Origin of the sequence: Massilia sp. Root335, assembly GCF_001425685.1 — a bacterium.
GTDB lineage: Bacteria > Pseudomonadota > Gammaproteobacteria > Burkholderiales > Burkholderiaceae_D > Telluria > Telluria luteola.
Genome location: NZ_LMCY01000026.1, coordinates 385248 through 403050 on the forward strand (window position 1 = coordinate 385248; position 17803 = coordinate 403050).

Annotated in this window: 15 protein-coding genes; 12 read left to right on the forward strand and 3 right to left on the reverse strand. The window is 65.1% G+C overall.

The genetic code is table 11. From position 1 onward, the window contains the following. Positions 1-149 precede the first annotated feature (149 nt). From ASC93_RS15790 to ASC93_RS15820, 8 genes are all read left to right on the forward strand, one after another. Positions 150-686: a periplasmic heavy metal sensor gene (locus ASC93_RS15790; protein ID WP_056443905.1), complete on the forward strand. Its 537-nt coding sequence runs from the start codon at positions 150-152 to the stop codon at positions 684-686. Between the two features lie 14 nt (positions 687-700). After that, the gene (locus tag ASC93_RS15795; protein WP_056443907.1) at positions 701-1414 is read left to right on the forward strand and encodes a winged helix-turn-helix domain-containing protein; all 714 of its coding nucleotides are present in this window, start codon (positions 701-703) and stop codon (positions 1412-1414) included. Next, a complete protein-coding gene (locus ASC93_RS15800) occupies positions 1407-2441 on the forward strand; it encodes a HAMP domain-containing sensor histidine kinase (protein ID WP_229412744.1) in 1035 nt (344 codons plus the stop codon). Before ASC93_RS15795 ends, ASC93_RS15800 begins: the two co-directional genes overlap by 8 nt. Before the next feature lie 253 nt (positions 2442-2694). Beyond that, positions 2695-4713 carry a TonB-dependent siderophore receptor gene (locus ASC93_RS15805; protein WP_162251894.1) on the forward strand — a complete coding sequence of 673 codons (2019 nt, stop codon included), beginning with the start codon at positions 2695-2697 and terminating at the stop codon, positions 4711-4713. A 2-nt stretch (positions 4714-4715) separates the two neighbouring features. Continuing rightward, complete coding sequence (locus ASC93_RS15810) at positions 4716-5258, forward strand: YfiR family protein (RefSeq protein ID WP_229412745.1); 543 nt, start codon at positions 4716-4718, stop codon at positions 5256-5258. A gap of 27 nt (positions 5259-5285) precedes the next feature. Next, entirely contained in the window at positions 5286-7385 is a 2100-nt protein-coding gene (locus tag ASC93_RS15815) for a bifunctional diguanylate cyclase/phosphodiesterase (RefSeq protein ID WP_056443916.1), read from the forward strand. Between the two features lie 300 nt (positions 7386-7685). After that, positions 7686-8009, forward strand: coding sequence for a helix-turn-helix domain-containing protein (locus ASC93_RS29970; RefSeq protein WP_157201951.1), 324 nt, complete (start codon positions 7686-7688; stop codon positions 8007-8009). After that, complete coding sequence (locus ASC93_RS15820) at positions 8006-9502, forward strand: type II toxin-antitoxin system HipA family toxin (RefSeq protein WP_082548070.1); 1497 nt, start codon at positions 8006-8008, stop codon at positions 9500-9502. The genes ASC93_RS29970 and ASC93_RS15820 overlap by 4 nt, the downstream gene beginning before the upstream one ends. 84 nt (positions 9503-9586) lie before the next feature. On the opposite strand, the gene ASC93_RS15825 is transcribed toward ASC93_RS15820, so the two are convergent. Continuing rightward, positions 9587-10351: a CPBP family glutamic-type intramembrane protease gene (locus tag ASC93_RS15825; protein ID WP_056443919.1), complete on the reverse strand. Its 765-nt coding sequence runs from the start codon at positions 10349-10351 to the stop codon at positions 9587-9589. 795 nt (positions 10352-11146) lie between these two features. Between ASC93_RS15825 and yacG the strand changes: the two genes are divergently transcribed. Further along, positions 11147-11254: a DNA gyrase inhibitor YacG gene (gene yacG / locus ASC93_RS32835; RefSeq protein ID WP_082548071.1), complete on the forward strand. Its 108-nt coding sequence runs from the start codon at positions 11147-11149 to the stop codon at positions 11252-11254. A 1-nt stretch (position 11255) separates the two neighbouring features. Here yacG and ASC93_RS15830 read toward each other — a convergent pair whose 3' ends face one another. Then, a complete protein-coding gene (locus ASC93_RS15830) occupies positions 11256-12614 on the reverse strand; it encodes a sensor histidine kinase (RefSeq protein ID WP_056443922.1) in 1359 nt (452 codons plus the stop codon). Positions 12615-12786: 172 nt separating this feature from the next. Here ASC93_RS15830 and ASC93_RS15835 point away from each other — a divergent pair, with 172 nt between their 5' ends. Next, on the forward strand, positions 12787-13659 hold the full coding sequence (locus tag ASC93_RS15835) for an STAS domain-containing protein (RefSeq protein ID WP_056443926.1): 873 nt from the start codon (positions 12787-12789) through the stop codon (positions 13657-13659). Between the two features lie 190 nt (positions 13660-13849). Here the strand turns inward: ASC93_RS15835 and ASC93_RS15840 are convergent, their stop codons facing one another. Next, the gene (locus ASC93_RS15840; RefSeq protein ID WP_056443929.1) at positions 13850-15691 is read right to left on the reverse strand and encodes a glycoside hydrolase family 13 protein; all 1842 of its coding nucleotides are present in this window, start codon (positions 15689-15691) and stop codon (positions 13850-13852) included. Positions 15692-15817: 126 nt separating this feature from the next. Here ASC93_RS15840 and ASC93_RS15845 point away from each other — a divergent pair, with 126 nt between their 5' ends. Both ASC93_RS15845 and ASC93_RS15850 read left to right on the forward strand, forming a co-directional pair. After that, positions 15818-16432 (forward strand): YigZ family protein, encoded by a 615-nt coding sequence (locus ASC93_RS15845; protein WP_056443933.1) that lies wholly within the window; start codon positions 15818-15820, stop codon positions 16430-16432. A gap of 138 nt (positions 16433-16570) precedes the next feature. Further along, on the forward strand, positions 16571-17740 hold the full coding sequence (locus tag ASC93_RS15850) for an MFS transporter (RefSeq protein WP_056443936.1): 1170 nt from the start codon (positions 16571-16573) through the stop codon (positions 17738-17740). Positions 17741-17803: the final 63 nt, after the last annotated feature.

Genomic DNA, 17803 nt, shown 5'->3' on the forward strand with positions numbered 1-17803 from the left:
TGAATTACCAGGAAGCCCACGCATTTCGGTGCGTGGGCTTTTTGCGTTTCCGCGCCCGCAAGCCGGCTTTACAAATCTTTACGCGCCGCACATAGAGCGGCAAAACGGCAGCCCCAGAGTGGGAACCTCCACTTACAGAAAGGCTCCCGATGAACACCCACGACGACAGCAAGCCCGGCAACACCACCACTCCCGCAGCGCGCCCCAAACGACGTTGGCTGATCGCCGCCGCGCTCGCCGTGGCGGCCGGCGCCGCCGGTGTCAGCCTGGCCAACGGCCTCCCGGCCCTGCCCGGCCACCACGGCCATGGCGGCCATGGCGGGCACGGTGAACTCATGGCGCTGGACCCGGCCGCCATGGACGAGCATATCGACAAGATGGTCGAGCAGTTCGCGGCCGATGCGAGCCCGGACCAGAAGGCACGGGTGGCGGCGATCGCCAAGGCCGCCATGGCCGACCTGCGGCCGACGCACGAAGCGTTCCGCCAGGCGCACGCCCGCGCGCACGCGCTCCTGACGGCGCCCGTGATCGACCGCGCCGCGCTCGAACAGCTGCGCGCCGAACAGATGCAGCGGATGGACCTCATGAGCCGGCGCGCGCTGGCCGCCGTGGAAGACGCCGCCGACGTGCTCACGCCCGAGCAGCGGGTGAAGTTCGCCGAGCAGCTGAAGGCCCACATGCACTGAGGTATGATGCCCGCATGGTCCAGCAAGTCCTGATGATCGAAGACGACGAGCGCCTGGCCGGCATGATCGCAACCTACCTCGCGCCGCACGGTTTCGAGGTGCGGCATGCCGCCAGCGCCCAGGCGGGCATCGCCACGCTCGAGCACGACGGCGACGCCATCGCGCTGGTCCTGCTCGACCTGATGCTGCCGGATGCCGACGGCCTCGACGTCTGCCGCCGGATCCGCACGCTCGCCGCGCCGCGGCGCGCCGTCCCGATCATGATGCTGACGGCGAAAGGCGATCCGTTCGACCGCGTCGTCGGCCTCGAAATCGGGGCCGACGATTACCTGCCGAAACCGTTCGAGCCGCGCGAACTGCTGGCGCGGCTGCGCGCCGTGCTGCGCCGCCCGCCGCTGGCGGCCGAGCCGGAGGCGCGCGTGCTGCGCTTCGGCCGTCTCGAGATCGACCTCGGTGCGCGTGTCGCGCGGCTCGACGGCGCCGCGCGTGCGCTGACCGCCTACCAGTTCGACCTGCTGGTCGCGCTGGCCGAGCGGGCGGGCCGCGTGCTGTCGCGCGAGCAGCTCCTCGACGCCGTCAAGGGCGAGGCATTCGATCCGTTCGACCGTTCGATCGACGTCCACATCGGCCGCCTGCGCGCCGCCATCGAGGACGACGTCAGGCAACCGCGCCGCATCATCACCGTGCGCGGCGTCGGCTATGTGTTCGCCAAGGTGCACGATGCCTGACGCCACGCGGGGGCCGGCCACGCGCGTGCCGCCCGGACAGCGCCTGTTCGTGCGCTTCTACCTCGCCTTGCTGGCCAGCCTGCTGACGGCCGCCGTGTTGTTCGGCCTCGCTCACCTGCGTTTCGATCCGGTCCGCGCGGGCCTGGCGATCGTCGGCCCGCGCATGCATGCGATGGGCTTCGTCGTGCTGCTCGTCGCGATCGCACTGGTCGTCGCGGCGGGCGCCTACCCGGTCGTGCGCCGGCTGACACGCCGCCTGGAACGGCTGCAACGCAGCGTGGAAGCGTGGGGCGACGGGCAGCTGGCGACACGCGTGGCGGTGGAAGGCGAGGACGAGGTGGCACGCCTTGCCGCCAGCTTCAATGGCGCGGCGGCGCGCATCGAGGCGCTGGTGGGCGCGCAGAAGTCGCTGCTGGCCAACGCCTCGCACGAACTGCGCTCGCCGCTCGCGCGCATCCGCATGGCCGCCGAATTGATGGCCGGGCAGGCCGCGCCCGCGATTCAGGCAGAGCTGCGCCGCAACGTCGCCGAACTGGACCAGCTGATCGACGAGGTGTTGCTCGCCAGCCGCCTCGACGCCGTCGGCGCCGTCACGTCGCCGCCCGAGGAAGTCGACCTGACCGGCCTCCTGGCCGAGGAATGCGCGCGCGTGGGCGCGACGCTGCAGGCCGGCGCCCACGGCATGATGGGCGACCCGAAGCTGCTGCGCCGCATGGTGCGCAACCTCGTCGAGAACGCGGTGCGTTACGGCGCCGGATCAAAGGTCGAGGTGCGGCTCGCCGCGGCCGGCCCGGCGGCGCTCCGGCTCGACGTGTGCGACGGCGGCCCCGGGATCCCGGAGTCCGAGCGCGAGCGTGTCTTCGAACCGTTCTACCGGGTCCCCGGCGCGAGCGAAACGGCCGGCGGCGTCGGCCTCGGCCTGGCGCTGGTGCGCCAGATCGCGCGCCGCCACGGCGGCGATGCACAATGCCTGCCGAACGGCGCGGGCGGCTGCTGCTTCCGGGTGACGCTGCCGCGGGCGCGCTGAATTACCTGCCTTTTGCGTGGCGCCGGGTGGCCGGAAAGCCCTTCCTCGTCAACAATCCTCCCGCTCGAACCTTACCGAATTAGTTTCGACCGACAATTAATTGGTTCTTGTCAACAAATGCTCTCGAGCACGTCCTTACACTAGGCGGCTCGGGCGCTCTGTTAACGCAAGACAGCGTGCCCGTAACAGTTCTGTGCGTCCGTCCCGCGCCGCCAGGCAAGCTGCTTCTCGTCAAGGACCTTTTATGTCGTCAATGAAGGTAACGCCCCTCTCTCGTCACCTGTCGCGCGCACTCGGCCTGCTGGCAGCCGGGCTCCAGGCCGGTGCATTGGCGCAGCAAGGTCCGGATCTGAACGCCTTGCCTCTCGAACAATTGCTCAACCTGGATGTCGTCACGGCGTCGAAAATTCCGCAGAAGATCAGCGAGGCGCCATCGTCCGTGTCGGTGATCACGGCCGAGGACATCCGCCAGCGCGGCTACCGCACGCTCACGGAGGTCCTGCAAAGCGTGCCCGGCATGACGGTGTCCTACGACCGCAACTACAACTATGCGAACATGCGCGGCCTGGGCAATCCGGGCGACCTGAATACGCGCCTCCTGATCCTGATCGATGGACGGCGCCTGAACGACGTCGTCTACGACCAGGGCGCCATCGGCACCGAATTCCCCGTCGACCTGGACCTGATCGACCGCGTCGAATTCGTGCCCGGCCCCGGCTCCGCGATCTACGGCAGCAGTGCCTTTTTCGGCGTGGTGAACGTGATCACGAAAAGCGGCGCGGCCATCCAGGGAACATTGGCGAGCGCGGGCCGGTTCTCGGGCGCGGGCCGCGAAGCGCGCATCGTGCACGGCAGCGGGACGCCGGGCGGCATCGAACTGCTGCTGAGCGCCTCGGCGTACGACAGCGCGGGGCGCGACCTGTACTTTCCCGAATTCGACGACGCGGCCAGCAACCACGGCGTCGCCGTGGGTCTCGACTACGACCGCTACCACCGGCTGTTCGCCAAGCTGGGCGCGGGCGGCGTCGTCGCCGAGGCCTATTTCGGCAGCCGCACGAAAGGCATTCCGACGGCGTCCTACGGCCAGCAATTCAACGATCCGCGCCCGTGGACGCTGGACGAATACGCGGGCGCCGCCCTGTCCTGGCGCAGCAAAGTCTCGGAGACGCTCGACCTGTTCGCCGGCGTGAGCGTCGCTCGCTACCGCTATTCGAGCGTCAACGTCACCGAGCCGGAGTCCCGGGGCCCGACGCGCAGCATCGATACGGCCGCAAGCCTCAGCAGCGGCGCGGAGGTGCGCGCCATCAGCAGTGCCCTGGCCGGCCACAAGCTCATCGCCGGCGCGGAATATACGCGCGACAGCAAGCGGCAAATGACGAACTACGACCTCGATCCGTACCACCTCAACCTCGACGTGGCCCATCCCAAGCGCCAGGCCGCGGTCTATCTGCAGGACGAGATGCGGCTGGGCCAGAGCGTCATCCTGAATACGGGCCTGCGGCGCGACATCGATTCCGAAGGCGGCGCCACGACGAATCCGCGTGTGGCCCTGCTCTACAAGACGGCGCGCCAGGTGACGCTCAAGGCGCTGTACGGCACTGCCTACCGCTCCGCCAACGCCTACGAGCGCTACTACACGTTCGGCTACAAGACGAATCCGGCGCTGCGCTCGGAGCACATCAAGACCTATGAACTGGTCGCCGAATACTTCCCGACCGATCGCTTCCGCGCCACCGCCTCCGTCTTCCAGTACCGCATGCGCGACATGCTGGCGCTGGCCACCGACCCGGCGGACGGATTCCTGTTCTTCTCGAACATCGACGCGGCGCGTGCCACGGGCGTCGAACTGGAGGCGGAATGGCTGCGCGAGGACGGCAGCGCGCTCAAGGGCAGCGCGAACGTGCAATCGGCGCGCAACGACGCGAACGGGGAATGGCTGTCCAACTCGCCGCGCCGTCTGTTCAAGCTGGACTACGCGCTGCCGCCGCTCGGCGAGCACCTGCGCGCGCACGCCGAGTACCGCTTCACGAGCCGGCGCCGCACGGTCCAGGGCGGCGAGGTCGGGGGGTTCGGCGTCGTCGACATGAACCTCGTGGGCACCGTGCCGGGCACGCACGTCGAGCTGTCCGCCGGCGTGCTCAATGTGTTTGCCAAGCGCTATGCCGACTCCGCGAGCGAGGAACACTACGACAACAGCGTGCCGCCGCGCCACCTGGACGCCATCGGGCAGGACGGACGCAGTTGGCGCCTGATGGCGACGGTCAGGTTCTGACGATGATGCCTGCCTGCTTCGCGCGCCTGCGCAAGAACGTGCATCTTCTGGTCCTGTGCTGCGTGCTGCTCCCGGCGGCCGTGCAGGCGCAGGCACAGGGCGCCGACGAATACGCGGCCAAGGCGGCATTCATCTACAACATCGCGCAATTCAGCAGCCTCCCGAACATGAACGGCGTCGTGCGCCTGTGCGTGCTGGGACGCGACCCGTTCGGCAGCGCGCTCGCCACGCTGGAGGGCCGGATGCTGGGCAATGCGCGCCTGACGATCCTCTATCCCCGTTCCGGCCCGGAGGCGCTGATGCAATGCCACATCCTGTACATCAGCGCCTCCGAGGCCGACGACATGGCGACGCTCGCCGACGGCGCCCGGGCGGCCGGCGTGCTGACGATCGCCGATACCCGGGGCGCGGCGCGCAAGGGCGTGATGCTCGAACTGTATGTGGACGACAGGCGCATCGCCTTCGAATTCAACGGCGCCGCCGCGCGCGGAGCCGGCGTCGTGGTCAGCTCGAAGGTCTTGCGGCTGGCGCGCGCCATCTATTGACACGGACGACCGTGGCGGACGACAAGCATGGAACAACTCATCGAATGGATCAACCGGCAGGCATTGAGCACCAAGCTCAAATGGACCTATCTCGTCACCAGCGGCGGCGTGATGATCCTGTCGACGCTGTTCCTGATCGGCATCCAGCTGTACTTCTTCACGGCCGCGCTGATCCGGCAGACGCAGTCGCAGGCGACGATGGTCGGCGAGAACCTGACGGCGGCCATGGCCTTCGCCGACGCCGACGCGGCCGGCGACATCCTCTCCGCCCTGCGCCTGGCGCCGGACGTGCAGTCGGCCGTCGCCTATGACGTCAAGGGCCACGCGTTCGTCAGCTTCAAGAGAGATCAAAACAACCCCGCCGCCGCCCTGGCGGCCGCCGCGCCGGCCGCCGCGCGCGACCCGCACGCCGGCGACATGGTGATGGATTATCGCGGCATCAAGGTGACGCGCCGGATCCAGGTGGGCAACCGCGTCCTCGGCACGCTGGTCGTGCAGAGCAGCGTGAAGAGCGTGTACCGCCAGCTCGCGCTGTACCTGGTGCTGGCGCTGCCCGTGATGCTGGCGCTGCTCAGCCTGTCGTATTTCGCGCTGTCGCGCCTGCAGCGCTTCTTCACCGCCCCGATCCTCGCGCTGTCCGCGGTGAGCGAGCAGATCTCGCGGCAGGGCGATTATTCGCTGCGCGCCCAGGTGTCGCCGGCGGCGGACGTCGGCCTGCTGGCGCGCACGTTCAACGGCATGCTCGACCGCATCCAGAACCGCGAACGCGAACTGGAAGCGGAGATCAACGAACGCAAGCGCATCGAGATCAAGCTCGACCGGCTGGCGCACTTCGATCCCGTCACCCAGCTCAACAACCGGCACTTCTTCAACGAGCGGCTGGAAGCCGTCATCGCGCGCGCGCGCAAGTTCGACGAGCGCACGATCCTGATGTTCATCGACCTGGACAACTTCAAGACCGTCAACGACACGCTCGGCCACGACATCGGCGACGAGCTGCTGCGCCTCGTGTCGCGCCGGCTGGCGGAGACGCTGCGCTTCGGCGACGTCCTCTCGCGCATCGGCGGCGACGAATTCGGCATCATCCTCGAGAACGTGAGCCAGGGCGGCGTGGCGTCGATGATCGCGGAAAAATGCCTGGCCAAGCTGGCCGACCCGATCCACATCCACGGCCACGACATCCACATCGGCGCGTCCATCGGCATCAGCGTCTATCCGGACGACGCGACCGACATGCACGCGCTGCTGAAATACGCCGACACGGCCATGTACTACGCCAAGAACGGCGGCAAGAACGCCTGGCGCATGTTCACGCCCAGCATGCGCGACGACGCGCACAAGCGCTTCAAACTCGACAACAACCTGCGGCGCGCCCTGGAACGCAACGAGTTCGTGCTGCACTACCAGCCGCAGGTCGACCTCAAGAGCGGCGACATCGTCGGCGTCGAGGCGCTGATCCGCTGGGTCCATCCGCAGCTCGGCATGGTCAGTCCAAGCGATTTCATCCCCATCGCCGAGGACACCGGCGTGATCGTGCCGATCGGCGAATGGGTGCTGCGCGAAGCGTGCCGCGACCTCAAACGCTGGCACGAACAGGGCTTCCCGCTGCACATGGCCGTCAACCTGTCGGGCCGCCAGCTCAAGGAGAGCGGCCTGGTCGCCGCCGTGCTGGCGACCTTGCGCGAGGTCGGCGTCGAGCCGCGCTGGCTCGAACTGGAACTGACGGAGAGCATGCTGATGGACGCTTCCACCGACATCCTCGACCGCCTGCACGCGCTGACGGACGCCGGCATCCAGCTCGCGATCGACGACTTCGGCACGGGCTATTCGTCGATGAGCTACCTGAAGACCTTCCCCGTGCGCGCGCTCAAGGTCGACCGCAGCTTCGTGCGCGGCTTGCCGCAGAATCCGGAAGACGCGGCCATCACGCGCGCCATCATCGCGATGGCCAGGAGCCTGCGCATGGAGATCGTGGCCGAGGGTATCGAGACGCAGGAACAGAGCGACTTCCTGCGCGCCAACGGCTGCGACAAATCGCAGGGCTATCTGTACGGCCGTCCGTGCCCGGCCGCGCAGATCGGGCAGATGCTGGCGCAGGCGCGCACGCGTGCCTGCATCGTCGACTGAAACTCCGCTGTGGACAAACAATAAACTTTGTCACACCCTCTCCTGTCAGGTGGACCGGTTCCGGCACACCGTTCTTGCGGATAATGTTTGCCACAAAAGCGCCGCGAACGGTCTTGCATCGGTCGCTTGCAACAATAACGTTTGCCGAAGCCTGCTGGGCATGCATCGTCTGCGACGGTCCGCTATCGACCGAGGCAATAAAGTAGTATAAACCAGAAATATAGCAGCAATGTAGTGCGTTGACATTTGGCGAATATGATACTAAAGTAGTAGAAATCAGCTTTGCACTACTTTACTGCTATGAAAAGCCATCTGGAAGTTGCTAAAGTTTTACGAGATGCGATTTCTCACCGCAAGGTTTCCCAGGCTCAGCTACATGAAGAGGCCGGGATCTCCCAACGGACGTTGACGAACGTGCTCAGTGGTGACGAGGACTTCAAGATGAGTACCCTGTTTGCCCTGGCCGACAGACTGGGGCTGGAGATGCTTCTGGTACCCAAAGGGGCGGCGCAAGCCGTGTCTGCGGGCGCAGTAACGAAGCCGGTTGTAAAGACGCGCGTACAAAAGTCATTAGAGCGCCGGGGAGCGTCGGACGCGCCCCTGTTCGGAAGATCTAACCCATGATTATCAAGGCCCTGGCAATCTTTGTAGGTAAGCAGCGTGTGGGCGTTCTGTTCCAATACCCGCTTACCGAAGACGCCAGTCGAGACGACGGGGCTGTGATCAATCGGTTCGTGGCCGATGACGACTTCATCAACCTGGCCGCGCCGCCGGTACTCTCGACAGCATTCCTCGCAGATACGCCTGAAGAGCAGGCCATTTTCTGGCGCGACATCAAGTCTGTACCTTTCAATGGCCGTTTCTCGAACAAAAATCAGTGGCTGCTCCCATCGTTTTTTCAGAACCTGCTGCCCGAAGGCGTCTTCCGAGATCATGTAGCGAGACTCCGCGAATGCAGTCCGACTGACCATTTCGAGATGCTTGCAGCATGCGGCAAAGACTTGCCAGGAAATGTGTACGCGCTCCCCGTCGATCTTTCCAGGGATGACATGGCCCGCTACGTCACACAAAATCAAGATTCGCTCGAGATGTCGGTGGTGGCAGAGCCGATGGAGGAAGGCGTTTCCTTGTCTGGGGTGCAGCCCAAGCTCGCTGTCATCAAGCAGGGAGATCGGTATGTCGGACGCACTAAAGACGACGGCGTGCACATCATTGCGAAACTCCCCGTAGTCGGCCAACCGATGCTCCCTGACCTCGAGTACCTGTCGCTCCAGCTCGCGGCCGCATCAGGCGTGAATGCTTGCGAGGCTTACCTCGAACCGCTGGGGAAGCTGGAGGCGGAGCACGGCTACGACTTGGGCGATTCGAACAAGGCCACGAACTTCCTGGCTGTCGTGCGTTACGATCGGTCCCTTTCCGGCCGCATCCATTGCGAAGACTTTGCCCAGGTGTTGGGCGAAATGCCCGAGGATAAATACGGCGGCGCGATGCGCGCATCGTCTCCCCTGACTTACTTTGACGTCGCTTCTGTCCTGCTGGACCTAGAATCGATCGGCGAACCCGGTGTGCACGAGCTTCTGAAAAGGCTCGCAATCAATGAAATGCTGGGAAATCCCGACATGCACCTCAAGAACATCGGGCTTCGCTATCCGGACGGAGCGACCCCTGAACTGCCGCCCGCCTATGACATCGTCGCCTACTCGGCTTACCAGAACAACATCGGTCATGCATTGCAGATCCTTCCACCGGACCTGATGCCTACGCATAGACGACAAACTCAGCGGCTGACGCCCAATAGCCCGGTGCACTCCAAGCAGACCCTTTCGCCAGCCGTGGTCAGGGCATTCTGTAGCGCGCTTGGGATCCCCGAGAAGCCTGCCGCCAAAGCGATCGCAGACTGTGTAAAGGCTGCTTACGAGAATTGGCCGCCACTCATCGAAGCGTCGGGCATTACCGATCAGCAGAAAAAGCGCCTACTCGATCACTTCTATGCGCACCCGCTGGTTGCGTCGCTGGTGCTGCGCGATCAGGCGCGCCACCGCAGTGCCAGCAGGCCGGCCGGCGCAGAGCCGGACGAGTCAGCAGCCCAGGACGCTTCCGTACCTATCTCGCCATAGCGGGCCGCATTGGCAGCGGGATATTTGGCAGACCGAGCTGAGTTTCGCATTTTTGTTCGCCGGGGTTTGGTTAGGCTCCTTCAACTACCCTACGATCGCGTCCACGATGTTCACAAGCCCGTTCCAGACGCAGTGGGCCAGGATCGAGGTTCCCAAGCCGAAGCGTAGACGCAGGAAACTGAGCACCAACCCGAGCACAAGCTGGGAGCTCACCGCGAAGACGACCAGCCCGGCACGCCAGCCGATCGCCGGGTCAGATACGTAGTTAATGATGTGGACGAGGGCGAACGCGAGCGCATAGCCGCGCACGATCAGCGGGTAGCGCGCGAGGAATGCACGGCCACGGCGCCAGCGCAGGATGGCTTCGGCCTCCGCCCCCATGCGGCGTCGGATGGCCACATCAATCAATAACGCCACGCTCGTCACGGCGGCAATTGCCAGCGGACTCTGCCATCCCTGCGCGAACAGGGCGATCAGCGCAGGCATCCCACACATCGTCCAGCGCGCGCTGCGTAGCCCCGCCCGAAACAGCAGCTCTTCCACGAGGGGACCAACCGTCACGCTGAGGACCAGGAACGTTCCCCCCTCGACATCGATGCAAAACCTTAGCCCGATCAAGCTTCGTAACAACAGAAAAGCTGGTATCGACACCAGCAGCGCGAACAGCGCAGTGAACGCAAACAGCGTGGCAATTGTCCGAAACACCCGGCCCGGCTTTTCACGGCGGGGATGGCCACGCGTGGGCAATCTGACGAAGACAAAGAATTCCGCGAGGTCGGCAGGCAGACGCGTCTTTCCGCTCCTTGCGCCGTGCGCGACGCTGCTGTCCAGATTGGTCGTGGGGATCAAGAAATTCCTTGGTTATCTCGTCATGTCCGCTTGTGGCCGAACCCGGCCATTCAGCTCAGCATAGCAGGTTGCCGAACTGAAAAATTCGCGGACTGTCACGACAGGCGGCTCTCGACCGAGGCTGTGTAAAAACGCGAAATCTGCCCGTTTTCAGGGGCCTCTTTATCATTCCCGACCTCGAAAAAACGCTGTAGCGGCCGCTCTAAGAGGCCGGACGCGGGCGCCGCGCCGCCCAGTTTGCGTTTTTACAAAGCCTGGACCCTAAGCAGACGTACTGGTACTGCTTTTTCGTCTTCGCATCCAACGCCGCCACGCCGATGCACTGATCGAGACCGCGAGCATCCAAAACAAGAACGCAAGACCAAGCCGTGGCCACAGAAGGTCATCCATACCTATCGCTATCGACAGAGGGTCTCTGGCCACCGAGCCGACTGGTGATATCGCCTGACTATCTGCAAGGAATGGCAGCGGAAACCCGTACGCGAGTACCGCGCAGTCGATGGGCGTGCCCAGCTTGCCGCAGACCGCTGTGACGTGTCCCGGCACGACCAGCGACAAGTATGTGAGAGCGACTGCACTTACGAAGCACGATGCAATCGACTTCACGCGCAAAACCGTTCTACTCATCGGAGCCCTTGCCATCGTTAAGCTTCCTTCTCCTTCACCCTGGTCTGCTTCTTGGCCGACCGCTGCCGTCAGTGCACGGCAGGAACCGCCCCGAAGCCGTCGTTCAACGGGTTCGACTCGGCTTACTCGGATTCGTTATTGTGATCTCCACGCCGAAGCCATACTCCGATGAGCCTGCGGAGCAAGTCGAATGCCTCCGCCAACAAATACCGCCCATGCCGCTCGGAACGCTGCAAGCAGATCGACCTGGGCACGTGGGCTGGGGCACCGGCGTAGATCAGCCCGACGCGAACAGCTTCAGGCGCACGGCGAACGTGCTGCCCAGGCCGGCGCCGGCGCTGCGGCCTTCCACGCTCCCGCCATGCGCCTCGACGAGACTTTTGACGAGCGCGAGCCCGAGTCCCAGGCCGCTGTTGCGAGCATCCGACGAACGCTCCGCCTGGGTGTACAGGTCGAACAGGTGCGCCATCGCACCGGGCGCGATGCCGATGCCGTTGTCGGCCACCCGCACCAGCAGCCAATGCGCGTCCAGGTGCAAGCTGACGTCGATGCGCCCCCCGTCCGGTGTATAGCGGATCGCATTCCCCAGCAGATTCGCGACGATCTGGATGAGCCGGGTGCGGTCGCCATCCACGATGCACGGTGTGCACGGCACATGCTGCGCAACGGCGTGGCCCTTCGCGCTTGCCGCCGGCGCGTGCTGCTCGACGGCGGCGCCGACCACGTCCCGCATGTCGATCGCGGTACGGCTGAGCGACACCAGGCCGCGGCTGACGCGCGAGACGTCGAGCAAGTCCTCGACAAGGCGACTCATGTGCCCGCTTTGGCGCGTGATCAGCTGGCCCAGCTTGACGCCCTGGCTACCCTGGTCGACGCCGTAATCGCGGCCCTTTTCCAGCAACTGGGCCGCCATTGCCACCGCCGACAGGGGCCCGCGCAGTTCGTGGCTGAGGATGGACAGGAATTCATCCTTGCGCCGGTCGGCCGAGACCAGTGCGCTGGCTTTTTCGTTCAGGCGCACGTTCAGCGCCTCGACTTGTTCGTTGGTGCGTTCCAGGCAGGCCGTCACCGCCAGCAATTCATCCTGTTTCGCCTGCAGCGCCGCCAGCGCATCGCTCAGTTCGTTGTTCTGGTGGTGGGCATCGGACAGCGCGACCGCGCTCGGCAGCGCGGCAAGCTGGGACATGGCCATGTCGATGGCGCCGAGATCGAGTTCCATCTCCTGGGCTGGAAAAGCCTGGGCCACGACGATCTGCGTACCCGCGGCCCCGATCCCGATCGCGCAACTGTCCATCAAGCGCCGCACGGCCAAGATGCGGCCATCGCCGCCCTGGCGCCCGGCGTCTTCCGGGCCGCCCCGACCTTCGTCGTCGACTGCCACCACGAACGCCTGGCGTCCGTCGAGTTCGCCGATGAAGAAGCGCACGCTGCCGCGGGATGCGTGGATGCAGGCATTGCGGGCCAGTTCCGAGACGGCCGTTGCAATGCGGGTCTGCTCGTGGTTGCCAAAGCCGCACAAGGCGGTGATCTGGCGCGCACGCAGGCGCGACGCGATGACGTCGATCTCGCTGCGGATGGCCACCGTCAACAGGAGGTGCAGCGGGGCGTGGTTCTCCAGAATGGCGTCGGATGGCATGTGTCGCATCCCCGCATTATCCGCCAGGAAAGCCCGCTGGTGTTGCAATCGTTTTGCAAACTTCGCAAGTGCGCACGGGGACAGGTGGTATAGTCGATCGGTTATACCCACGAGACCCGATGCCCGCTCGGTCGGTTGATGAAGTACACAGCTGGACCGACACGGAGCAACGATGACCGCCACCACGCCCCCAACCACGACCTCCTACCTTTCCCATTTCACCGACTTCCTTGAGGCGCAGCGCAACGCCATCCAGGCCCAGTGGGAAGCGCATCTCGACATCCACACGCTGGCCAACCGCAAGGTCAACAGGGAGATGCAACGCAGCCAGTGCGCCGATTTCATGACGGCCTTCGTGAAAGCGATGCGGGATGAGCCCACCGCGAACATCGAAAGCCGCGCCTGGAACGACATGCGCAAGGTGCTGGAAGAGATATCGTCCACGCGCGCCAAGGCGGGCTCGACGGCCAGCGACACGGCCGCCTTCATCTTTTCGATCAAGCAGCCGATCTTCGCGCTGCTGCGCGACAGCCTGGCCGGGCAGCCAACCGTCCTGGCCAGCGCCGTATGGACGCTCAGCACGGTGCTGGACGGCCTGGGCTTGTACACAGTCGAGCAGTTTCAGCGCGGCCGCGACCAGATCGTCGCGCGCCAGCAGCTTGAATTGCTGGAGCTGTCGACGCCGGTCATCAGCCTGTGGAAAGGCGTGCTGGCCTTGCCGCTGATCGGCACGCTCGACAGCATGCGTGCCCAGGTCGTCATGGAAAGCATCCTGGAAAAAATCGTGTCGACCGGCGCGACGATCGCCATCATCGATATCACGGGCGTGCCCACCGTCGACACGCTCGTCGCCCAGCACTTGATGAAGACCATCGCGGCCGCGCGCCTGATGGGCGCGGATTGCATCATCAGCGGCATCCGTCCGCAGATCGCCCAGACCATCGTCCACCTCGGTGTCGACCTGCAGAACGTGACAACCAAGGCGACCTTGGCCGATGCCTTCGTGGTGGCGCTTGAGCGGACCGGCGCGCGCACGAGCTTCTGAACCACTGCCAGGGCCAGCCTCGCGCGCGAGTTCACACGACCGGCCGGTTCAGGCCGAGGCTGTGTAAAAACGCAAATCGGGCTGCCACCGCGCGATACTCGGCCTCCCAAAACGCGCGCTACGGCATGTTCTCGAGATCGGGAATGGTAAAGAGACCCTTGGAATTACGCGGATTATCGCGCCACACCCGCTACCACGCGACGACGACGGACGTCATCGGCGGCAGCGCCAGCGGCGCGCGCAGGTCGACGTTCGCGCCGGTCAGCACGTTGCGTCCCTGGCGCGCGTCCTTGACCATGCCGCCGAAGCGCGCCAGGTCCAGCTGCGTCGCCCGCGGATTCTTGTTCAGCACCACCATGACCGTCTGCTTGCCGTCGTGGCGGAAATACACGTAGTGCCCATCGCGCGGGATGTAGTGCGTCAGCTTGCCGTACTTGACGGCGGAACTGGTCTTGCGCCAGTTGAACAGCGTGCGCACGAGGTGCTGCATGTCGCGCTGGCCGTCCGACAGGCCGGCGCCCGTGAACGCATTCACCTTGTCGCCCGCCCAGCCGCCCGGCATGTCCGCGCGCAGCACGCCGTCGTTGCGCTCCTTCGGGCCCTGCATCAGCATTTCCGTCCCGTAGAACATCTGCGGGATACCGCGCGTCGTCGCCATCAGGATCAGGTCCGTTTTCAGCAGATCGACGTTGCCGTCGACCTGCGCCAGCGCGCGCGGACGATCGTGGTTGTCGGGGAAGACCATCAGCTTGAGCGGATCGGCATACAGGTAGTCGGCCGCGATGGTCTCGTAGATCCTGATGAGACCCTGGCCGCCGTCTTCCGGCGCCGTCAGCGCCTTCGGGGCCGTGTCGACGAGCGGGAAGTCCATCACGGACGGCAGCCCGGAACGATAGCCGTCGCGATTGACGACGCCCTTCTGCCAGTACGCGACCATGTACGGGCGATCGTCCATTTCCTCGCCGACGACGTTCAGGTGCGGATATTCCGCGGCCACGGCGCGGTTCCAGTCGAGCAGGAAGCCGGGGTCGGCATACGAATACGTGTCTTCGCGGATGCCGGACAGGTTCGCGTACTCGATCCACCACAGCGTATTCTGGATCAGGTAGCGCGCCGCCAGCTTGTTTTTCTGGTTCACGTCCGGCATCGCGGTGTCGAACCAGCCGTCGAAGAAGCGCGCCCTGTCTTCCGGCGCCGCGTGGATGTCCTGGGCGACCGTGTGCTGGTTGTTCGTCTGCACGTACGTCTTGCCGTGGTTGATCCAGTCGGACGCCGGCATGTCCTGCATCCACCAGTGGCCCGAGCCGATGTGGTTCAGGACGACGTCGTGGATCACGCCCAGGCCGCGCGCATTGGCCGCCGCCACGTAGTTGCGGTAGTCCTCGTTGCTGCCGAAGCGCGGATCGACCTTGTAGTAATCGGTCAGCGCATAGCCGTGATAGGAGTACGCCTGCTGGTTGTTTTCGAGCAGCGGCGTGGGCCAGACCATCGTGAACCCGAGGCCGCGGATGTAATCGAGCTGCGCCTGCATGCCGGCCAGGTCGCCGCCGTGCCGCTTCGTCGGAACGGTGCGGTCGCTCTGTTCGCGCATGCCGGCATCGTCGTTGGCCGGATTGCCGTTCGAGAACCGGTCCGGGACGAGCAGGTAGACGGCATCGCCGGAATCGAAGCCGCGCCGCTGCGCCGACCCCGGCCGGCGCGCTTCCAGGCGATAGGGGTACGTGGCGACGATCTCCTTGCCGCGCTTGAACTGCAGCTTGACTTCGCCGGGCCGGGCGGCCGCGCCGATCTTCAGGTTCACGAACAGGAAATCCGGATTGTCCGTGCGCTCCACGCCGGCGATGCGCACGCCGGGGTAAGCCAGCGCCGGCTCCAATTCGGCGATCCTGTCGCCATGCACCATCACCTGCAGGTCGGACCAGGTCATGCCGACCCACCAGTTCGGCGGTTCCACGTGCTGGATCGCATACGGCGCGGCGCCGGCCCAGAGGGCGGGCAACCAGGCCGAGACGGCCAAAATCAGTTTCTTCATGATGTCCCCAGAATAATTTGTAGTAAAGTAACACCATGAATCATTGAATTCAAGCCGATTCTCCCGTCAAATGTAGTTTTACTCCTATGTGCGACATGTCCAGAAATACAGTAAGCTGTACGCCCCATGCCGCAGACCATCCTCACACCCGTCCATCACGAACTGATCATCAAGAAGAGCCGCTTCATCGCCTGCGTCCAGCCGATGCCGGACCGGGCCGGGGCGCAGAAGATCGTGGCGGGGCTCAAGGCCGCGCATCCGGGCGCGGCGCACGTGTGCTGGGCGCTGCTGGCGGGTGGGCAATCGGCCGCCGTGGACGACGGCGAGCCCAGCGGCACGGCCGGACGTCCCATGCTGGACGTGCTGCGCCACCAGGACCTGGAAGGCGTGCTGGCGACCGTCGTGCGCTATTTCGGCGGTATCAAGCTGGGCGCGGGCGGGCTCGTGCGCGCCTACACGGACAGCGTGGCCCAGGCGCTGCTGGCCGCGCAAAAAATGCCGATCATCCGCCAACGCCACCTGCGCTGCGACGCGCCCTACCCGCTCGAGGGCCTGATCCGGCGCGAACTGGATGCGGCCGGCGCCACGCTGGACGCCGTCCGGCACGCGGACGCCGTCTCGTTCGCCTTCCACCTGCCGGACGGCAAGGCGGCGGCATTCGTCGCCCGCCTGAACGAAGCGGGCAATGGCCGCATCCTGTGGATCGAGGAAAACGAGGACCCGCAAGCGGACTCGGCCTGATACCGCTATCATTCGAGGCTATACCGGACATCACGACTCAAAAGCGGACTCACCTGTCGTGAGCCGCCATAATGTCCGGTTCCTCCACCCCCGCGCGGTCTTTTTTCGCCCGGGTCGTCAATACAAAGCGAACGAACAATGATCAAGAAGAGCCTGGTTCCCCTGGCCCTGGGCGGTTTCGGTATCGGCATGACGGAATTCGTCATGATGGGCATCCTGCCCGATATCGCAACCGGCCTTGACATCTCCATTCCCCAAGCGGGCTACCTGATTTCGGCCTATGCGGTCGGCGTCGTCGTGGGCGCGCCGACGCTCGTCAGCATGCTGTCGCACCGTCCGCCGCGCAGCGTGCTGATCTGGTTCATGCTGATGTTCACGGCGTTCAACGCGCTGTCCGCGTTCGCGCCCAACTTCCACACGATGCTGCTGTTCCGCTTCCTGGCCGGCCTGCCGCACGGTGCGTTCTTCGGGGTCGGCGCCGTCGTCGCGACGCGCCTGGCCGACAAGGGCAAGGAAGCGGCCGCGCTCGCCAGCATGTTTTCCGGGCTGACCATCGCGAACGTGCTGGGCGTGCCGGCCGGGACCTGGCTCGGCCACAATATGAGCTGGCGCTTCGTGTTCCTCATCGTGGCCGCGATCGGCCTCGCGACGATGATCATGCTGCAAAAGCTGATCCCGTATTTCGAAGCGACGCCGGGCGCCGGCCTGCGCCAGGACCTGAAAATCTTCCGCAAGCGGAACCTGTGGCTGGCGCTGGGCATCACGTCGATCGGCACCGGCGGCTTCTTCGCCTGGCTCAGCTATATCGCACCGCTGCTGACGGACGTCACCCACTTCCACGCCAACACGATTCCGCTGATCATGACGGCGGTGGGCGTCGGCATGACGGTCGGCGTCCACGCGGGCGGCAAGCTGGCCGACCGCATGCCGCCGCTGACGGCCATCATCCTGCTGCTGATCTCGATGGTTGCCCTGCTGTGCCTGAACGCGCTGCTGGCATGGTCGCAGCCCGCGATGATGGTGCTGGCGTTCGCCGTCGGCGCGAATGCGCTGGCGCTCGGACCGCCGATCCAGATGCTCTTGATCGAGCACTCGCGCGAAGCGGAGATGCTGGGTTCGTCGCTGGGCCAGTCCGGTTTCAATATCGGCAATGCCCTGGGCGCATTCCTCGGCGGGATTCCGCTGACCCTGGGTTATTCGTACGCGTCGCCGCAATGGGTGGCGGCCGGCCTGGCGCTCTCCGGCGTCGTGCTGGCGCTCGCGATGCGGGCGCATGGACGGCGCGCGGTGGTGGCGGTGCCGGCGTAACGTCGTTCCCGCGCAGGCGCACTGCTGTCCGGAATAATTTGAGGGGAAATCGCTGAAGGTGTT

Coding starts and splice junctions, on each gene's coding strand:
- ASC93_RS15850 (WP_056443936.1), top strand. CDS start 16,571: ATGATCAAGAAGAGCCTGGTTCCCCTGGCCCTGGGCGGTTTCGGTATC.
- ASC93_RS15790 (WP_056443905.1), top strand. CDS start 150: ATGAACACCCACGACGACAGCAAGCCCGGCAACACCACCACTCCCGCA.
- ASC93_RS15815 (WP_056443916.1), top strand. CDS start 5,286: ATGGAACAACTCATCGAATGGATCAACCGGCAGGCATTGAGCACCAAG.
- ASC93_RS15845 (WP_056443933.1), top strand. CDS start 15,818: ATGCCGCAGACCATCCTCACACCCGTCCATCACGAACTGATCATCAAG.
- yacG (WP_082548071.1), top strand. CDS start 11,147: ATGAGCCTGCGGAGCAAGTCGAATGCCTCCGCCAACAAATACCGCCCA.
- ASC93_RS15810 (WP_229412745.1), top strand. CDS start 4,716: ATGATGCCTGCCTGCTTCGCGCGCCTGCGCAAGAACGTGCATCTTCTG.
- ASC93_RS15830 (WP_056443922.1), bottom strand. CDS start 12,614: ATGCCATCCGACGCCATTCTGGAGAACCACGCCCCGCTGCACCTCCTG.
- ASC93_RS15805 (WP_162251894.1), top strand. CDS start 2,695: ATGAAGGTAACGCCCCTCTCTCGTCACCTGTCGCGCGCACTCGGCCTG.
- ASC93_RS15835 (WP_056443926.1), top strand. CDS start 12,787: ATGACCGCCACCACGCCCCCAACCACGACCTCCTACCTTTCCCATTTC.
- ASC93_RS29970 (WP_157201951.1), top strand. CDS start 7,686: ATGAAAAGCCATCTGGAAGTTGCTAAAGTTTTACGAGATGCGATTTCT.
- ASC93_RS15800 (WP_229412744.1), top strand. CDS start 1,407: ATGCCTGACGCCACGCGGGGGCCGGCCACGCGCGTGCCGCCCGGACAG.
- ASC93_RS15795 (WP_056443907.1), top strand. CDS start 701: ATGGTCCAGCAAGTCCTGATGATCGAAGACGACGAGCGCCTGGCCGGC.
- ASC93_RS15820 (WP_082548070.1), top strand. CDS start 8,006: ATGATTATCAAGGCCCTGGCAATCTTTGTAGGTAAGCAGCGTGTGGGC.
- ASC93_RS15840 (WP_056443929.1), bottom strand. CDS start 15,691: ATGAAGAAACTGATTTTGGCCGTCTCGGCCTGGTTGCCCGCCCTCTGG.